The 17,976-nt window shown below is 38.6% G+C and carries 13 protein-coding genes; 11 read left to right on the forward strand and 2 right to left on the reverse strand.

Annotated features, from left to right (window positions below):
- Nucleotides 1-1,769: 1,769 nt before the first annotated feature.
- The 7 genes from atpH (at nt 1,770) to ACFIJ9_RS01420 (ending at nt 9,700) form a co-directional block, all read left to right on the forward strand.
- Nucleotides 1,770-2,354 (forward strand): ATP synthase F1 subunit delta, encoded by a 585-nt coding sequence (gene atpH, locus ACFIJ9_RS01390; protein ID WP_375635496.1) that lies wholly within the window; start codon nt 1,770-1,772, stop codon nt 2,352-2,354.
- Complete coding sequence (atpA, locus tag ACFIJ9_RS01395) at nt 2,354-3,889, forward strand: F0F1 ATP synthase subunit alpha (protein WP_026500438.1); 1,536 nt, start codon at nt 2,354-2,356, stop codon at nt 3,887-3,889. The genes atpH and atpA overlap by 1 nt, the downstream gene beginning before the upstream one ends.
- A 20-nt stretch (nt 3,890-3,909) precedes the next feature.
- Complete coding sequence (locus tag ACFIJ9_RS01400) at nt 3,910-4,821, forward strand: F0F1 ATP synthase subunit gamma (protein WP_375635497.1); 912 nt, start codon at nt 3,910-3,912, stop codon at nt 4,819-4,821.
- A 19-nt stretch (nt 4,822-4,840) separates the two neighbouring features.
- Entirely contained in the window at nt 4,841-6,484 is a 1,644-nt protein-coding gene (gene atpD, locus ACFIJ9_RS01405; RefSeq protein WP_375635498.1) for a F0F1 ATP synthase subunit beta, read from the forward strand.
- Nucleotides 6,485-6,592: 108 nt separating this feature from the next.
- Nucleotides 6,593-7,009 (forward strand): ATP synthase F1 subunit epsilon, encoded by a 417-nt coding sequence (gene atpC, locus ACFIJ9_RS01410; protein WP_015856985.1) that lies wholly within the window; start codon nt 6,593-6,595, stop codon nt 7,007-7,009.
- A gap of 24 nt (nt 7,010-7,033) precedes the next feature.
- Nucleotides 7,034-8,662, forward strand: a complete 1,629-nt coding sequence (locus ACFIJ9_RS01415; protein WP_375635499.1) for an MFS transporter — start codon at nt 7,034-7,036, stop codon at nt 8,660-8,662.
- A 30-nt stretch (nt 8,663-8,692) separates the two neighbouring features.
- Complete coding sequence (locus ACFIJ9_RS01420) at nt 8,693-9,700, forward strand: HlyD family secretion protein (protein WP_273787657.1); 1,008 nt, start codon at nt 8,693-8,695, stop codon at nt 9,698-9,700.
- Between the two features lie 344 nt (nt 9,701-10,044).
- Here ACFIJ9_RS01420 and ACFIJ9_RS01425 read toward each other — a convergent pair whose 3' ends face one another.
- The gene (locus ACFIJ9_RS01425; protein ID WP_375635500.1) at nt 10,045-10,329 is read right to left on the reverse strand and encodes a hypothetical protein; all 285 of its coding nucleotides are present in this window, start codon (nt 10,327-10,329) and stop codon (nt 10,045-10,047) included.
- Between the two features lie 870 nt (nt 10,330-11,199).
- Between ACFIJ9_RS01425 and ispG the strand changes: the two genes are divergently transcribed.
- From ispG to ACFIJ9_RS01445, 4 genes are all read left to right on the forward strand, one after another.
- Entirely contained in the window at nt 11,200-12,441 is a 1,242-nt protein-coding gene (gene ispG / locus ACFIJ9_RS01430; protein ID WP_375635501.1) for a flavodoxin-dependent (E)-4-hydroxy-3-methylbut-2-enyl-diphosphate synthase, read from the forward strand.
- Nucleotides 12,442-12,780: 339 nt separating this feature from the next.
- Entirely contained in the window at nt 12,781-13,269 is a 489-nt protein-coding gene (locus tag ACFIJ9_RS01435; RefSeq protein ID WP_375635502.1) for a hypothetical protein, read from the forward strand.
- Entirely contained in the window at nt 13,269-13,931 is a 663-nt protein-coding gene (locus ACFIJ9_RS01440) for a hypothetical protein (protein ID WP_375635503.1), read from the forward strand. Before ACFIJ9_RS01435 ends, ACFIJ9_RS01440 begins: the two co-directional genes overlap by 1 nt.
- Nucleotides 13,932-14,740: 809 nt before the next feature.
- Nucleotides 14,741-14,905, forward strand: coding sequence for a hypothetical protein (locus ACFIJ9_RS01445; RefSeq protein WP_375635504.1), 165 nt, complete (start codon nt 14,741-14,743; stop codon nt 14,903-14,905).
- A 1,801-nt stretch (nt 14,906-16,706) separates the two neighbouring features.
- Here ACFIJ9_RS01445 and ACFIJ9_RS01450 read toward each other — a convergent pair.
- Complete coding sequence (locus ACFIJ9_RS01450) at nt 16,707-17,609, reverse strand: polyprenyl synthetase family protein (protein WP_375635505.1); 903 nt, start codon at nt 17,607-17,609, stop codon at nt 16,707-16,709.
- Nucleotides 17,610-17,976 lie beyond the last annotated feature (367 nt).

A 17,976-nucleotide genomic window follows, 5' to 3' on the forward strand; every position in this document is an offset into this window, starting at 1 on the left:
CCTTTTGATAGGCGGATTTTTTTATAATGGCTGATTATAGGGGCTGAAAATGCTTGTAAATACACCAAAAATATCCAAATTTATACGGGTTCAAATTGATATTGATCTATGCTTTTTCTAAAATCAGTGCAATATAGTGCCATATAAAGTGAAGCTATGTAGGCTTAATGAAGGTCGTGTTTTTGATGTTGTTTGACCTTAAAAACTTATGAAGCAGCATTCATAAGATGTATTAGTGCTATACGAGTCGTATCTGCTTTTGTATGCTAGATTAGGGCGAGAGTATTGCATATATCTATTTTATTTATCTTTGACGAGAACATAGACTCATTTGGGAGCGTAAAGGTTAAAATGAGCATTTATCGTTGTCGTCCTTATTTATGGCTCTAGAATTTTCAAAAGCGCCCATAATTATAATTTTATAAATAATAACATATTGATTTATAGTGATAATATGCCGTTATTCGCTTTAGAATTTCAACTATTGTAGGATTCTCTTATTTCAAATCTGTTTATATTGATCAATCAAAACCATTCGTTTGCATGTTACAGATGGGGGAGCTTGTGTCGGGTGAAACTATATAAGAAAGGACTGAAGTGCCTCATCATTTCAAGTGTTAAGGGCTGTCGTAAAATTGGGAGATGGCAAAGTATGTGATGGTGCCGGCTTGTTCTTTCATAAGTGTAAAGATGAGGCTGCTCAATGGAGTTATCATTATAGCATTTATGGACGCTGTCGTGAAATGGAGATTATCCATTGCTTCACGCTTTTGTTACTTTCGTTCTCTAATGGGGGCACATTCTTCATGTAAAGCTTCATGTAAAGCAGAACGCCCAAAACGGAATATTACAGAACATCTATTGTATTACTGTATTCATATGCTTGTTTAAGCAAATGTTTCTCAGCATGCTCGGATTCATTTTACGATGTTTTTCGAGTGTAGAATGTAAAAGCTTTCATGAATGAAAAAAACGCATTAAGGCTCCCTATCTTTATTTCATAAAGGTATAAAATGGCGCCATTTATTATTTAGCTTTTAGGATTACGAAAGCTCTTGGTACTTGAGAGCGTTTATACGAGGTGTTTTTTCTTTAATCATTTCCTCTTTTGTTTGTGATGGAGCAAGGGAGTGATTTTGATAGAAAGATTTGAAATAAGAGAATCTTTCGATGTTTGGGGCTCATCTGGTATGAAAAATGATACATTATCATTATAAATCAATGCATTGTATGCTTAAAGAGTGTGTTTACAAGAAAATATACTTGGTGAATTTTTTTAAAAGGTGTGGGTATTTGAAGAAAAAAGATCAATTTTTTCTTTAGTTTTTAGGAGGATATTCATTATTTTTTCTTTCTTATCAGTTTAAAAGAATAGACTTTTTTAGTCGCAGTCGCATCTTGTTGAAGGTCTTGAGGTGATAAAGGGAGTGATTTTTAGAGAAGAAGTGTTTTGTTATAGTGGCAAGAGCATTTGAAGCAAAATCAAAGAGAGTGAAAAAATCGCTCAGAGAATGTCAAAAAGAGGCATAAAAAAACTGTGATGCCATCCTGTATATCTAAAAAAAATTCTTTTCAAAAATATTTTGAATATTTTATTAAAATTTTTAAAAAGCAGCGATTTGTGGTGTTGCGAGTCGGCTATGTCTATGCTAGAAACCAAGAGGTTTTTGTTCTAGGTTTTAAGAAGAAGATTCTTAAGATTGAGAATGTCTGTTTCATTTCATCTGATAACTATCAGAGAGTCGCTCAAGGGAAAGAGGCGGTATTTCGTGTCGGATTCATTTTCTCTCATACCGCTGCCGTTGGTAGATCAACGCTATGCGCAAGCGCTTTTTGATTGCGTTCAAGAAGCTGGAAACGTTGAAAAGGTTGAAAAGGCAGTGGAAGATCTTTTGCTTGTTTTGGAGCAAAATAAAGATTTAAAACGCTTTGTGCTTAGTCCATTCTTTTCAGTTAAAGAGCAAATTAAGGTGATGCAATCTGTTTGTGCAAACATCCAATTTGCTGATAAAAACGCAGGTCAGATTATTGGTAATTTTTTACGCGTTATTGCAACAAACCGTAGGCTTAGTGCCGTATTTGGTATTTTACATGCTTTTCAGCGTTGTGTTGCGCGCGCTCGTAGGCAGGTGACTGCGCAAATTATTTCTGCGCGCCCCTTAAGTTCTCAACAAAGACAAGAGTTGTGTGAGGCTTTGGAAGGTGTCGTTGGAGGAAAAGTTTTGCTACACAGCATTGTGGATCCAACAATTCTTGGTGGATTAATCGTTCGTGTGGGGTCGTCTCAAATTGATACGTCTCTTCTCACAAAATTGTCTTCGCTTAAGCTTTCATTGAAAAAAGAGGTCAGCTGATGGATATTAGACCATCTGAAATTTCAAAAATTCTAAAAGAGCAAATCAAAAACTTTGACCAAAAGGCTGAGGTTTCAGAAATTGGTTGGGTTCTCTCTGTAGGGGATGGTATCGCTCGCGTTTATGGTTTGGATAATGTCCAAGCAGGGGAAATGGTTGCTTTTCCAAACGGTGTGCGTGGTATGGCCCTCAATTTGGAAGTTGATAATGTTGGTGTGGTCATTTTTGGCTCAGATCGCGATATTCGTGAAGGTGATTGTGTAAAGCGGTTAGGCGCTATCGTCGATGTTCCTGTGGGGCCCGCTTTGCTGGGGCGTGTGGTTGATGCGTTGGGAAACCCTATAGATGGTAAGGGGCCCATTAAAGCAACGGAGCGTCGTCGTGTCGATGTTAAGGCTCCTGGAATTATTCCGCGTCAGTCAGTGCATGAACCGATGTCGACCGGATTGAAAGCGATTGACGCACTTATTCCTATTGGACGGGGGCAGCGTGAATTGGTGATTGGTGATCGCCAAACAGGAAAAACAGCAATTTTGCTCGATACATTTTTAAACCAAAAACCTTTTCATGAAAAAGGGGCTGGACGAGAGCAAGACAAAGTTTATTGTATTTATGTGGCTATCGGTCAAAAACGTTCGACGGTGGCACAATTCGTTAAAGTTTTAGAAGAACGTGGAGCGTTGGAATATTCTATTATTGTTGCAGCGACCGCTTCTGATCCAGCACCACTGCAATTTATTGCACCTCTTGCTGGATGTGCTATGGGTGAGTATTTCCGTGATAATGGGCAACATGCTTTGATCGGTTATGATGACTTGTCAAAACAGGCGGTGGCGTATCGTCAGATGTCTCTTTTGTTGCGTCGTCCTCCAGGTCGTGAAGCTTATCCGGGAGACGTTTTCTATCTTCATTCGCGTCTTTTAGAGCGGGCTGCGAAGTTGAATGCGGAAAATGGATCTGGGTCACTGACAGCTTTGCCGGTTATTGAAACGCAAGCAAATGATGTTTCTGCCTATATTCCTACAAATGTGATTTCGATTACTGATGGGCAAATTTTTCTAGAGACTAATTTGTTTTATCAAGGAATTCGTCCTGCTGTAAATGTTGGTCTTTCTGTGTCTCGTGTTGGTTCTGCTGCACAAATTAAGGCGATGAAGCAAGTTGCTGGCTCGATTAAAGGTGAATTGGCGCAATATCGTGAAATGGCAGCTTTTGCGCAGTTTGGCTCTGATTTGGATGCGTCAACCCAGCGTCTGTTGAATCGGGGTGCGCGCTTGACAGAGTTGTTGAAGCAGCCACAATTTTCTCCACTCAAAACAGAAGAACAAGTGGTGGTTATTTTCGCGGGTGTGAATGGCTATCTTGATGCTTTGGCGGTTTCTGATGTTGCGCGGTTTGAGCAGGGACTTTTGGTGCTTTTGCGTAGTGATTATCAAGATCTCTTAAAGGCAATTGCTGAGCAAAAGCAAATAACAGACGAGCTGAAAGACAAGTTGATAACTGTTCTTAATACTTATGCGAAAAATTTCTCGTGATGAATTGATGGAATGCTTGAATGGCCTCACTAAAAGATCTTAGAGACCGTATCGCTTCGGTTAAAGCAACACAAAAGATCACCAAAGCTATGCAGATGGTTGCAGCGGCAAGGTTGCATCGTGCTCAAGAGGCAGCGCAGTCTGCGCGTCCTTATGCGAAGAAGATGGCTGATATTTTGACCAGTGTTGCTGCTGATGTAGATGGTGTTGATGCGCCTGCTCTTATGCGTGGTACGGGGCGAGATGATGTGCATCTCTTGGTGGTGTGTACTGCTGAGCGCGGTTTGTGTGGTGCTTTTAATGTGCAAATCGCTCGTCGTGCACGTGAACAGATTAAGGCATTGTTGGCATCTGGTAAAATAGTGAAAATTATCACTGTGGGCAAAAAAGGTGCGGATATTTTATCGCGTGATTACAAAGGTTTGATAATTGATCATATCGATTTGCATGCTGTAAAGCGCATTGGTTTTGCAGAGGCGGTGATGATTAGTCAACGGATTGTTGATTTATTCAATGAAGGCGCTTTCGATGTTTGTACGCTGTTTTATTCTGAATTTATTTCTGTGATTAATCAGCGTCCAACAGCTTTTGGCTTGATTCCGATGATTGCTCCAAAAGCAGCTATTGAGGCAATAGATGTTGAGGAGCAAACCGATCATAGCAAAGGTTCACAATCAATTGTTTATGAGTATGAACCTGATGCGGCTTCTCTTTTAGAGGCGCTTGTGCCACGCAATCTTTCGGTGCAAATCTTTCGGGCTTTGCTAGAAAATGTTGCTGGTGAGATGGGTGCCAAGATGACAGCTATGGACAATGCATCGCGCAATGCGGGTGAAATGATTAATAAATTGACGGTAGCTTATAATCGTCAACGTCAGGCACAGATTACGACAGAACTGATCGAAATTATTGCGGGCGCTGAAGCGCTTTAAATGGAAAAGGTAAGGATTGATGGTAAAAGCAGTAACCTCAAGCAAAGGAATAGAAAAAGGTGAAAAAAAGAAATCAGCTGCTCGTTCCGGCGTGAAAAAAGCCGCTTCGAAGTCTCAAGTGGATGTAAAGGCTTCAGCGGATGTAAAGGCTTCCTCTGCGCCTGCGCGTAGTGCAGCTAAAGAGACACCTGTAAAAAAAGATGCATCCGCAAAAAAAGAAGAGCGTGCAAAAGGCGCTGTTGGTGAGATCAAGCAGATTATTGGTGCTGTCGTTGATGTGCAATTTGAAGGTGAATTGCCAAATATTCTTAATGCATTAGAAACAGACAATTTAGGCAATCGCTTGGTATTAGAAGTTGCGCAGCATTTGGGTGAAAATACTGTGCGTACGATTGCTATGGATACAACCGATGGGTTGGCGCGTGGCCAAAAGGTTGTGGATACAGGCATGCAAATTAGCGTTCCTGTAGGAGAAGCAACATTGGGACGTATTATGAATGTGATTGGAGAGCCGGTGGATAATGTGGGACCAATTCCTGCAACCAAAACGCGTTCGATTCACCAAGAGGCACCTGCATATGTTGAGCAATCAACCATTTCAGAAATTCTCGTCACCGGTATTAAAGTTGTGGATTTGTTAGCTCCTTATTCTAAAGGAGGTAAAATTGGCTTGTTTGGTGGTGCTGGTGTTGGAAAAACCGTTCTCATTATGGAGCTTATAAACAATATTGCAAAGGCACATGGTGGCTATTCTGTATTTGCTGGTGTGGGAGAACGTACACGTGAAGGAAATGATCTTTATTATGAAATGATCGAAAGCCGCGTGAATGTGAATCCAAAAGAGAATAATGGTTCAACGGAAGGGTCAAAGTGTGCCCTTGTTTACGGGCAAATGAATGAACCACCAGGAGCGCGTGCGCGTGTCGCTCTTTCAGGATTGACAATTGCAGAAAGTTTCCGTGATGAAGGACAAGACGTTCTTTTCTTCGTGGATAATATTTTCCGTTTCACGCAAGCTGGTGCTGAAGTGTCAGCGCTTTTAGGACGTATCCCTTCTGCTGTGGGCTATCAACCAACTTTGGCAACAGATATGGGGGCTTTGCAAGAGCGTATTACCAGTACGAAAACAGGCTCTATTACCTCTGTGCAGGCTATTTATGTTCCGGCTGATGACTTGACTGATCCGGCACCTGCGGCATCTTTTACCCATTTGGATGCAACAACTGTTCTTTCGCGCTCTATTGCGGAAAAGGGAATTTATCCGGCGGTTGATCCGCTTGACTCTTTCTCGCGTATGTTAGATCCATTGATTGTAGGGGAAGAGCATTACACTGTTGCTTGTCAAGTGCAAACCATTTTACAACGTTATAGAGCGCTTCAGGATATTATTGCTATTCTTGGAATGGATGAACTTTCTGAAGATGACAAATTGCTGGTGGGACGGGCGCGTAAAATTGAACGTTTTCTTTCGCAACCTTTCCATGTTGCGGAAGCCTTTACTGGTTCGCCAGGGAAACTCGTTCCTTTAGAAGAGACGATTAAAGGCTTTAAAGGTCTTTGTGCTGGCGATTATGATGATTTGCCAGAAGCTGCTTTTTATATGGTTGGTTCGATTGATGAAGCACTTGAAAAAGGAAAGCGTCTTATGGCGGAGGCGTCTTAGTGAGAAGCTTCTTGTTCAAGAGAAAACTGTCATGGATGTTTTTCGTTAAAAAGGATAAGTCGTTGAAGAAAACAGAGAGTCCTTATATCGGGTATTGTGGAGACTTTTGTGGAAAACAATAGAGAAGAGCATTTTTTATTTGAGCTTGTATCGCCTGAAAAAATTGTGTTTTCAGAGCAGGTAGTGTCTGTTGTTCTTCCTTCAGCCTCAGGTTCTTTGACAGTTATGGCGCATCATGCGCCATTGGTGGCAAGCATTGTGTTGGGTAGTGTGCGTGTTCGCACCTCTTTGGGTGAAAAATTATTTGCTGTATGCGGGGGCGTTGCAAATATTACCTTTTCGGGCTGCTCTTTATTGGTAGAGCACGTTGTGGCTGTAGAGCATCTTTCTTTTGATGTATTGGAACAGCGGATTTTGCAGGTCCAAGCGACATTAGAAGGGGGGACAAGAGATGAGGATAATCATAAAATAGAGGCTTTTTTCCAGCAATTGTCAGCTGATGGTGCTGTGTTGATAGAAGCGTAGCAGCGTATACAGGAAAAAGGTGACATGAGCGGAAAAAAGAGTACGGTTGTGTTTGCTAAAAGGGGTGGAAAACCTTTTCCTCGTCCTGGTCGTATTTTTGCAGGACCTTTGCCAAAATGTTTTGTTTATATTTTTGCTTCTCTTATTTTGCAATGGGCTTATGGTTTAGGGGCTAATATTGTTCAGTCTAACATTGTCCATCTTACGGGTGATTTTCACGCAACTTTAACCGAGACAACATGGTTGGTAGCGGCTTATATGGCGCCAAATGTGAGTGTAGCGATTATGTTGATCAAAATCCGCTATCAATTTGGGTTGCGTGCTTTTGCTGAATTATCAATCCTTGGCTTCGTTTTGGTTTGCGTGTTGCAACTCTTTGTTACGGATTTGCGTTCTGCATTGATTATTCGCTTTTTTGCTGGGATTGCTGCTGCGCCTTTGGCTTCGCTTGCGCTGCTTTATATGATGGAGGCTTTTGCTCCAGCAAAGAAGTTTACTATTGGTCTTAGTTTGAATTATATGAATGCGGCTTTAGCGGCGCCTTTATCACGTTTGATTTCTCCTGATTTGCTGGAAAATGGTGGCTTTTCCAGTCTTTCCGCTCTGGAAATGGGGTTGGTTCTCATCAGCTTGGTCTGTATCTATACTTTGCCTCTAACGCCTGTTGTCCGCAGTAAGGTTATTCAAAAGTTAGATTGGATAAGTTATGGTTTGATTGCTCTTGGTCTTGGATTAAATGCCGTGATTATGTCTGTTGGCATATTGTATTGGTGGTATGAAGCACCATGGATTGGTTGGGGGCTTGCACTTGCTATTTTCTCGTTGGCTATTGCTATTATTATTGAGCTTAATAGAGAAAAACCATTGATTGATTTACGTTGGATTTTCAGTAAAGAAATGGTCCAATCTGTTTTTATTTTATTGATCTTTCATGTTTTTTTGTTAGAGCGGTCAAATTTGCCCGTAGGTTTTTTTAATCTTTTTGGTTTGCTTAATCGTGAGATGGCGCCCATGTATCTTGCGGTGACATTGGGTATTCTGTTAGGGGGGGCTGTTTGTGTCTTTTTTTTACGGGCGGGGCGTGAAGATTATTTTTATTTGTTATCTTTAGGTTGTTTGGCGCTGGGAGCTTATTTAGACAGTCGTGTAAACTATTTAACACGTCCGAAAGATATGATGTTGAGCCAAGGGTTGGTGAGTTTTAGTTATGCACTTTTTTTGCCTCCTGCTCTTTTCAAAGGGTTTGTGATCGCTGGTGAGCGAGGACCGCGTTATGTTTTGAGTTTTATTGCGGTTTTTTTGCTAACGCAAGTGACAGGGGGATTGATGGGATCGGCTTTTTTTGGCAGCCTACAGTTTTATTTTGCCCATAAAAACTTTGAGTCCTTAACACAAAATATTGTTGTGACTGATCCGCTTATTTCTGGTGAGATGAATACTTTGTTTTCGCCTTCTTATGCTACTTCTGTCCCTCATGGCTTAGGGAGTGAACAGGGAACTTCTCTGTTGATAGAAAAATTTAAGTTAACAGCAAATATTTTTGCTTATGATGACGTTTTTCGGCTTTATTTTTATATTTCAATGGTTGTATTCATTATCTTTCTTGTCACAATAGTTGTTAAGTCATGCTCTTTGCGGGCGTTAGAAAAGTAGAGTGATGGTATAGAAGAGGGGTGCAAAAAAATGATAAAAGCATTACGGTCAAAAGCTACGATTGTTGCATTCCTGTCAGGTATTACGGGTGTTTTGCTAATTTTGTGGGCTTGGAGACTTCCTCCTTTTGTAAATAACATTCAAATAACGGATAATGCTTCCATTAAGGGCAATGTTACTTTGGTTAGTTCACAGATCTCTGGGGTGATTGCACGGATTTATGTGCAAGATTATCAACGTGTTGAAAAAGGAATGCTGCTTTTTGAGCTTGATGATTCTCTTTTTCGTCAGCAGCTTGCACGGGCACAGGCTGTTCTCGATTCAAAAAATGCAAAACTGGCAAGTATTGAATTGCAAGCTCAGATTTTACAGGGAGAAGTTAATGCTGCAGAAGCGGAATTAGCGCGTTCACGGGCATTCTCTAATGTTGTTTCTGATAGTAAAAAGTTAGGCTTTGGTGATGCGGCAGTTTCTGTTTCTCGCCCTCTTTCACAACTCTTGGCAGCCCTAGAAACAAAACGACAATTGCAAAAACAATTAAATCTTGAAAAACAAAGTTTACAGTCAGAAGTTGCGGGAGCAAAGGTGAGTGTTGAGTTGGCAAAACTTAATCTCGATCACACAAAGATTTTATCTCCTAGAACAGGCTATATTGGATTGGTTGGCGCTAGGGTAGGGCAATATGTTATGCCGGGTACGCAATTGGTCTCTGTTATTTCTGATGACATTTGGATTATTGCTAATTATAAGGAAACGCAACTTTCTCAGATGCGTGTGGGACAACCGGTTGTTTTTTCTGTTGATGCATTGAACAACAAAAAGTTAACGGGGCGTGTGGTTCGTTTTGCTCCAGCGACAGGTTCAGAGTTTTCATTGTTAAAAACAGATACGACAATTGGTAATTTTATCAAAATTGCGCAACGTATTTCAGTACGGATTTCTTTAGATCCTGGGCAGGAGGGAATTGAAAAGCTCATTCCTGGGATGTCTGTGGTTACGTATGTGGATACTTCGCAGCGGGTCGATTCTGGAGGATAAATTTTGGGTTTTTTCAGTTTAATTCTTGTGCCATTTACTTATAGCAAATGGGTATTCACATTGGAAGATTTCGTTTGGTTTTTTATAATACATCTTTTAAAGCTCTTAGGCTTCTTATACTTCTATATCATGATGTCAATTAATGTTCCTTAGAATATTAAAGCGCATGCATCTTTACTCACTTCCATTTCTTTTGAACTAACTCAGTAGCGGGATGGATGAAAACTTATCTTTTGGAGGAAAGTGTAAAGTTAGGGGGAAAGACGTAAATTTTATATTTTGTAAACTATAAAAAATGCCCGCTTTGAGTCGGGCATTAAAAGGGAAGGTTGTTGGTTGTGTTGTTAATTTTTACGGATCAGCAAGAAGCTTACTAAAACGACTCCTGCTGCTAGTGCGAGGGTTTTTTTAGGATTTTCTTTCGCTTTTTTCTTTAATTCTGTAGCATGTTCGTTGAGGTGATAAAGCGCGTGACGGCCTTTTTGTTTCCATGTGTTAAACAGCTCAGAAATGTTTTCAAAGCTATCATTTTGAGAACTCCAATGATTTACGGGGACCAGCTCTCTTTTTAATTGTGCTATACGTTTTTTAATTTTAGCATTTTTGGCGTTGGGTGAAAATAGACACATTTATTGACTCCTTCATGTGTTAAATTGTTGCGTGACAGTTGGAATTGTGTTTGGGGTTTTGCTATAACGGCTTGAAAATTGAAAGGTTGCATTGATAATGCCGCGCGTGGGTGAGATGAGAATTAAGAGTTTGGGTTTAATGAGGAATTTCTTAATGTGCTCGAGTTCATTTCATGATGGTGTTTGTTAAGGATGTGAGGTAAAAAATTTTACAAAATGGTGTAGAATTCATTCTATCATCTTTATTTCATAAAGATGTAAGTCGGTATCTTCATTTTTTTGTTTGTTTAAAGTGTTGGGATAGCTTTTAGCACTTGAAATAGTTTATAAAGAATTTTTATCTACATGTTCTCTTGCGGCTTTAGGAGAAGTGGTGTTGATTGATTCAATTAAGAAGATTTAAAATGAGAAAATCTTACGATATTTGGGTTTTCTATTCAAATTTGTAAAAAATAGATTATTATAAATCAATGTGTTGGATTAATTTGGCGGTGTCTTTCATGCAATTTTTAAAAATTGCGCTTTGATAGGCGTTATCTGTTGTGTTGTAAAACACGTTTTGCGATGACGTGGATGTACGGTATAGGCATGCAACTTAAAAATACAGTATTGTCTCTGTTTGGTTTCGGTTTCTTTTTGAATCACCCAAGTGTAGAAGTATAAACTTGAACAGAAGTAGTAAAACTTATCCGGTGCGTCTATAGGATGAATCGCACCTATGAGTTGAATTGCATCAGTGGTTAGTAGGTGGAACCTTTTGAGAGTAATCTGTTAAGATTGGGGGGCGGTGTAATTTTCGTCCTTTGAAGCGCGGAGGAAGTCAATGTAAATGATGATTGATAGCGCAGGTTTTAAAAATTTGAGGACTTGATGAGTACGACCTATTTTTTATCTAAACCACTTGAGCGTCGTCGGTCTATTGGTGTTGCTGTTGGTGATGTGATCGTTGGGGGGCAGAGCCCGATAGTTGTACAGTCAATGACCAATACGGATACGGCTGATGTTGATGCAACTGTTGCTCAAGTGGCTGCTCTTTGGCAAGCTGGTTCACAATTGGTTCGGATTACTGTTGATCGTGATGAAGCGGCGGCAGCTGTACCAAAAATACGGGAGCGATTGGAGAGGTTAGGATTTTTTGTACCATTGGTTGGGGATTTTCATTATATTGGACACAAGCTTTTATCTGAGCATCCTGCGTGTGCTGAGGCGCTTGCAAAATATCGCATCAATCCTGGAAATGTTGGTTTTGGCGCAAAAAAAGATCGTCAATTTGCAGAAATTATTGAGATTGCTTGTCGGTATCATAAACCTATTCGCATTGGCGTGAATTGGGGCTCTCTTGATAATGCGTTGTTAACACGGCTTATGAATGAAAATGCACAGCAAGAAAATCCTTTATCGGTTGCTGAAGTGATGCGGGAAACTGTTGTGCAGTCTGCTCTGCAATCGGCTCTTTGGGCTGAAGAGATGGGATTGGGACGTGATAAAATTATTCTTTCTGCTAAAGTGAGTGATGTTCAAGATCTTATTGCTGTCTATACCACCTTGGCGGCACGTTGTGATTATGCTCTTCATTTGGGATTAACGGAAGCTGGGATGGGAACAAAGGGCGTTGTTGCTTCTTCGGTGGCTTTGGGTATTTTATTACAGCAAGGTATTGGCGATACGATACGAATTTCCTTAACACCAAAACCTGGTGGTGATCGGACACGAGAAGTAAAGGTGGGGCAAGAACTTTTGCAAGTGATGGGTTTTCGGCAATTTTTGCCCGTGGTTGCGGCTTGTCCTGGTTGTGGGCGCACAACCTCAACGGTCTTTCAACAATTGGCGCAAAAAATTGAAGCAGATTTATACAAAAATATGCCTATTTGGCGTGAAAAATACCCTGGCGTTGAAAGTTTGAAGGTTGCCGTGATGGGATGTATCGTCAATGGACCGGGGGAGTCAAAACATGCGGATATTGGAATCTCTTTGCCTGGAGTGGGGGAAAGTCCTGCGGCACCTGTTTTTATTGAGGGACAAAAGGTAAAAACTTTGCGGGGTGATCACATTGCTGAAGAATTTGAAGCGCTTTTGAGTGATTATATTCATACACGCTTTGGACAGGGTTGAAATAAATTCTTGGAGTGCATTTTTTCTTCATTAAAGGCTGTGTTTTTGCTTGTAAATCAATATCAGTCTTCATTGTGGTTGCATGTTGAGAACAAGATGATTATTCATAAATTGAGGCGCTTCTTCATTGGTTTCAAGCATTTCTCCTTGATAATACTGTTTTCAAACAGATCCAATAGCAAACTAAACGTGACATTATTTCCAGAAATTTTCAGGATATCAAATTGATAGGATTGGAGATCCGCATAGCGGCTATTGCCATATTTGTCATAAAATTTAAGCTTTTATCTTTATATAAAAGGATGTATTGACACCTTTCGTGGCGTTATTGGGGAATAGATGACAAATATATTAGCGTTTGGATTTTTGTTTAACGGTATAAGAATTTTAACAGGTGCCTTTATTGTATTTTATATGCTTGAAAAAGGGCTAACTCTTATTGATATCGGGATCATTAAGTCGTTTCAGGCTTTTATTATGATGGTTACAGACATTCCTCTGGGATATTTTGCCGATAGAAAAAGTTATAAAATATCGATCGTTTTGGCAGCGGCTTTTGCTGCTACATGGCTATGTCTCATGGGATTTTCTACAAGCTTTTATGGTTTTCTTTTGGCAGAATCTTTTAATGCCTTATCGCTGACATTGATTGCTGGGGCTTATAATGCTTTACTTGTTCAATATGCAAAAGCAAAAGTGACATCGACTAAAAAAGTGCTGGGAGCGAGCTCTCAATATAATTACATCGGCATGTTTGTATTCAGTTTGATCGGTGCATATTTTCTGATTATTCTAGCCAATATATATGGTATATCGCGGCGTTTTTAATGTTGATGACAACACTATTTGGTTTGTTTTTTCTTGATGACCTGAAAGGAGAGAAAAAAACAAATAAAGCGAATTCTCTCATTTATGATGCTAAAGAGATGTTGTCTATTTTTATTAAAGTTCCTTATATCTCTTTATGCTTTTATTTTTCACTGATCTTTTTCAATATATTCTCGCAATATTGGCAGTGGATATTTAAAGATCATAATATTAATGTCACTTATTTTGATCTTGGTGTGACATTTTCACTGATATTGCTCTCTCAGCTCTTGGCTAGTTTTCTCTTTACAAAACTAAGTGAAAGGGTGAATTTTGTTTTATTGCTGTTTCTTTTGGTTTCACTGATTTTTACAGTGGTTTTCTTTGAGCCGAAAAAAGAAATTGTTGTTATTTTAGTCTGTATGATTTTTTACTTAATTAAGTATACATATCTTCGTGTAGAAGTTGTTTTGCATGATAGTATTAGTGATCATTTCAGGGCTACATATGAATCTTTCTTGTCAACCGTTGGGAGATTTAGCTTATTGGTATTTTTTTACATGAGTGCGTATATGGTCGATATATTTGGCTTTTTCTCACTCGTTTATATTTTGGGTATCTATTTATTGGTTTATCTGTTGGCAATGTTTTTTTTAGAAGGAGCCCTAAAGAAATCTCAGTGAAAATAGTAACGTATTTCACGTGTGTTTCATGGGGTTTATAGTGGATCAAGGCTTTTATTTATTAAGGCGCATCATTGTTTTTGCATGTTGAATGGGAAAGCAGAATGTTATCCGTTATTCTTATTTCAAATCTATGTATGTTGAAGCAATCAAAGTCATCTGCTTGTACGTTATAAATGGGCGTGGCATCACAATCATTAAAAAAGAAATAAAAATGCTTCTCATGAATATTGCACCAAGAGTTGCTGACAAGATTGGACGCTGATAAAGAAAATGATTGTGCTGGATTATATGCTTATTAAGGAATGGTGATGGAGCAGTTTTCCCATTTTCATTGGTTACTTGCTGGTAATACTTTATCTCATTAGAGCTCATTAAGCAGTCGGACAATTTTAGCCTGTTCAAAAAGGCTTTCCTCATGACCGATTTTATTGTTGATATATCTAACGCGTTTTATTTCTGTTTCCTTTAAAATATGAATGATCTTGTTGAGATAACGGCATCTTTCATTCTCATTTTTGAGTATTTTCTCTTTGGTTGTGGTCTCTGTATTGGTATTGTTGGGATGTACTCGCGTGGATAGTCTAGAGCAGTACAATAAACTTTACGAAGAATACATAAATGGAAAATACGAGGCTTTTGAACATTTTCAAAAACAAGAGCAAGCAAGAAACTTCGTATATAGCCGTGGTATCAGAATATAGCGCCCAAATTTGATATTATATGGCATCATTACATACTTATTGTTTTATATGGACGCTTTGTTAATTTATTGCGCGGTGGATTATAATGAGGAGATGTCATGGGCAATGTTCCCTAATGTTATAAGCAGTTTGCGTTATGACTATAATTGGAGAGAAAACAATTCTATTTGGGCATATAATATGTCTATGAACTCTACGGGTCCCATGATTGATTATGCGAAAAAATTTCTTAATTCTTCAAGCGGAAATGGCATTAGCCCAACAACATAAGTTATTGACCTTGTGTCTAGGATGGAAGCTTGTCATAATGAAAACACTAAACAAATAGCGCGTTTTTGTATAGAGCTCAATACGATATATGACATGATGAAACCAAGAAAAACTTACAAATGACATTTAATGGGTAATGGGCAAAACTCTCTCGAAAGATATTAAATGGCTATAATACTTTATTGATCATCACGATATTTTCTTAGCTATGTTGCGTGTTTTTTATTATGTCTTCAAAAGGTAGGCATATTTTCCAGCTTTGGCAACAGGTATAGGTTCACTTACAATGATGCTCTTCATCTTAATAAGAAAATTTCACTTAAAGGAGGAAATTTACACTTAGCTTGAAAAAAGTACTTATCATAAATTAAATTGCGCTATTATATTAATAATAAGGACTTTTTTATCTTTCTGTTTCAATGATCATTCTCTGTTTAATCTTATCAATTCTCTTTTTATGCGATGAATTGAATAAACGAGATAAAGAGCGTGACGAATTAAAGTTCTACAGTGATCGTGATTATTATTAAATTGAAATTATTACATAGTTTTGTAAAAATGTTTCTACTTTTGAAGGAGCGCGCCGACACTATCACTCACTTTGCTGCCCCCTAATGTTGCTACAGCTCTTGGCTCTTGAGACGATTCATAAGAGGTATTTTTTAATCCGTTCTTTGATGTTTTTCCCCACGCGGCTTTCTCCGTTTGTGAGGTGCAAGCAAATGATTTTGATTGATTCAACATACACAGATTGAAATGAAAAAATCCTACGGTATTCAGAGTTCTAATTCAATATGAATAACGCTGAATTATCATTATAAATAAATTATTTGTAGCTTTTTTGCGAAGAAAAGAGAGATTAGTAATAATACTGCTTTGGTCTTTCGTTCTATTGAAATTGATGACTTTATTTATCCTATTATGCCGTAATACACTGTCATTTGAGGGGAGGTGAAGGTTGTCTGTTTGACACATTAAATATTTTAAAAATTGCATGGTGAATATTCTTAAGTCTTGTTTATCGAGTCTTTAGTTTAAGTGAATCGCATGCGTGGAAAGCTAGAGGAACTTACTCGGTTAAGAATCTAGACTGTTTACAGAGCAGATTGGGTTAAAAAACTTTGTTCTTTGAGGGTGGCATAAAAATCAAAATAGCCATTGTGTTCATTTTTTTTTGATATTTTAAATACGGGCTTCAAAAAAATGATGCTTGAACTAAACAACGAGTACTTTTGTAAAAGTGTTTTTAGAGATCAAGCAATACACGAGTGAATTTACAGAATGTAACCATATTTGATCTTCTATAACAAGATAGCGTGGAAAGGCATAAAAATTACGATTCTCTACTGAGGGCATTTACTTAGGGCATTGTACTTCTTTTATTGTTTTTTACGGGTTTATAAAATGCCTTGTTTGATACTTATCCTGTTTATTTTTTGCCTTATCGTTAGAAGATTAAAGACATGAAGGAGAAAACGAGTTTTCTTCTTTTTGATCGTTTTTATTCGGCTTTAAAGCATCCACGGTAATATCTTTTAAAGCATGGTGATTGCGCATTGTTTCACATTTTCTTTCGTTCATTCTTTAATGGAAGGTATTTTTCATGCAAAATGGGATACCCAGAATGCACTTGTGTTATAAATTCACGCGGTTTGTTTTAATGAAATCCCTCTCAAGATTTGTCGCACCCATTTCATGATAAGGACTATAATGGAGATTAATGGTAACGTTTCTTTGAAAAGTCTATTATGCATTCAACAAAGGTGATGTTTTACACTATGTGCAATGGAGCAGATGAAGTTTAATTTTTGCGTCTTGCACTAAAGTGTGCTGCTTGTTGGAGGGGGAGTGCTTTAGCGCCAAAAGGATGTAAGAATGCTTCTGCTTTACTGATAAGTGTATCTCGCTTTTTTTGGGTTTCTTCAATGCCATAAAGATGAACAAAAGTTGCTTTTTGTGCCGTTTCATCTTTCCCAGCAGTTTTTCCTAGGGTTTGCGTGTTGGCGGTGACATCAAGAAGGTCATCGGTTAATTGAAAGGCTAAACCAAGATAGGTACCAAAATCAGTAAGCTTTTCGGTTAATTCTTTAGATGCATTGCCAATGATGGCGCCTGCTTGGCAAGCAAAGCTTATCAAGGCTGCTGTTTTCATGTGTTGTAGAGTGATGATGTCACTACTTCCTTGCGGTTTTTTTTCAGCTGCAAGGTCCAGCATTTGTCCACCTAACATACCGCCAAGTCCTGCCGATTGTGCAAGAGACGTGATCAGTTTGATTCTAATGTCTGTAGATAAAGTACTGGCTTTATGGGCAATGATTTCAAAGGCAAATGTTAAGAGAGCATTGCCTGCTAGAATTGCTGTTGCTTCGTCAAATGCTATATGGACGGTGGGTTTTCCACGCCGGAGTATATCGTTATCCATAGCGGGAAGATCATCATGAATGAGCGAATAACAATGGATACATTCTAAGGCACATGCAACATCAAGAGAATGTTCTACAGGGATATCAAAAAGTGCAGCGCTTTGAATCACAAGAAAAGGACGCAGGCGTTTTCCACCGTTCAGCACGCCATAGCGCATGGCTTTGATTAAGTTTTTAGGGCGTGAAATTTCACCATTTTGGATTTGATCACTTAACAGGGTATCAAGCCGCTTTTCAACGGTGTGTCCATGTTTTGCAAGAAGGGTAGTAAATTCGTGCATTCTTGCTTCCTTTGTTTTTACAAAAATGAAATTACGAAGTTTTAAAGAGAAATGTTGTCGCTTTTTCTTGTTTTCATAAATTGGCGTCGTTTTTTATTAAAAATCAATTTCTCTTTTTATCCGTATCTCTATTGTATGTGCAAATCCCTTTTTAAGCCAAATAAAAATTGAATGAAGGTCTTATGAGGATGCTTTCATTGGCGTATAAAATTTTCAAATTTTGCGGTGTTTTTGATATTCATTTGATCATTTTGACATCATTTTTGATAAGAGGATGAGCATTTTGACATTGCCTCTTCTTGTTTATCAGTGTATAACATCTTAAAATTTTATGGTGTTTTTAAATGAAGCATTGTCATTTTTGACA

Origin of the sequence: Bartonella sp. MR90HLJMH (assembly GCF_042194115.1) — a bacterium.
Lineage (GTDB): Bacteria > Pseudomonadota > Alphaproteobacteria > Rhizobiales > Rhizobiaceae > Bartonella > Bartonella grahamii.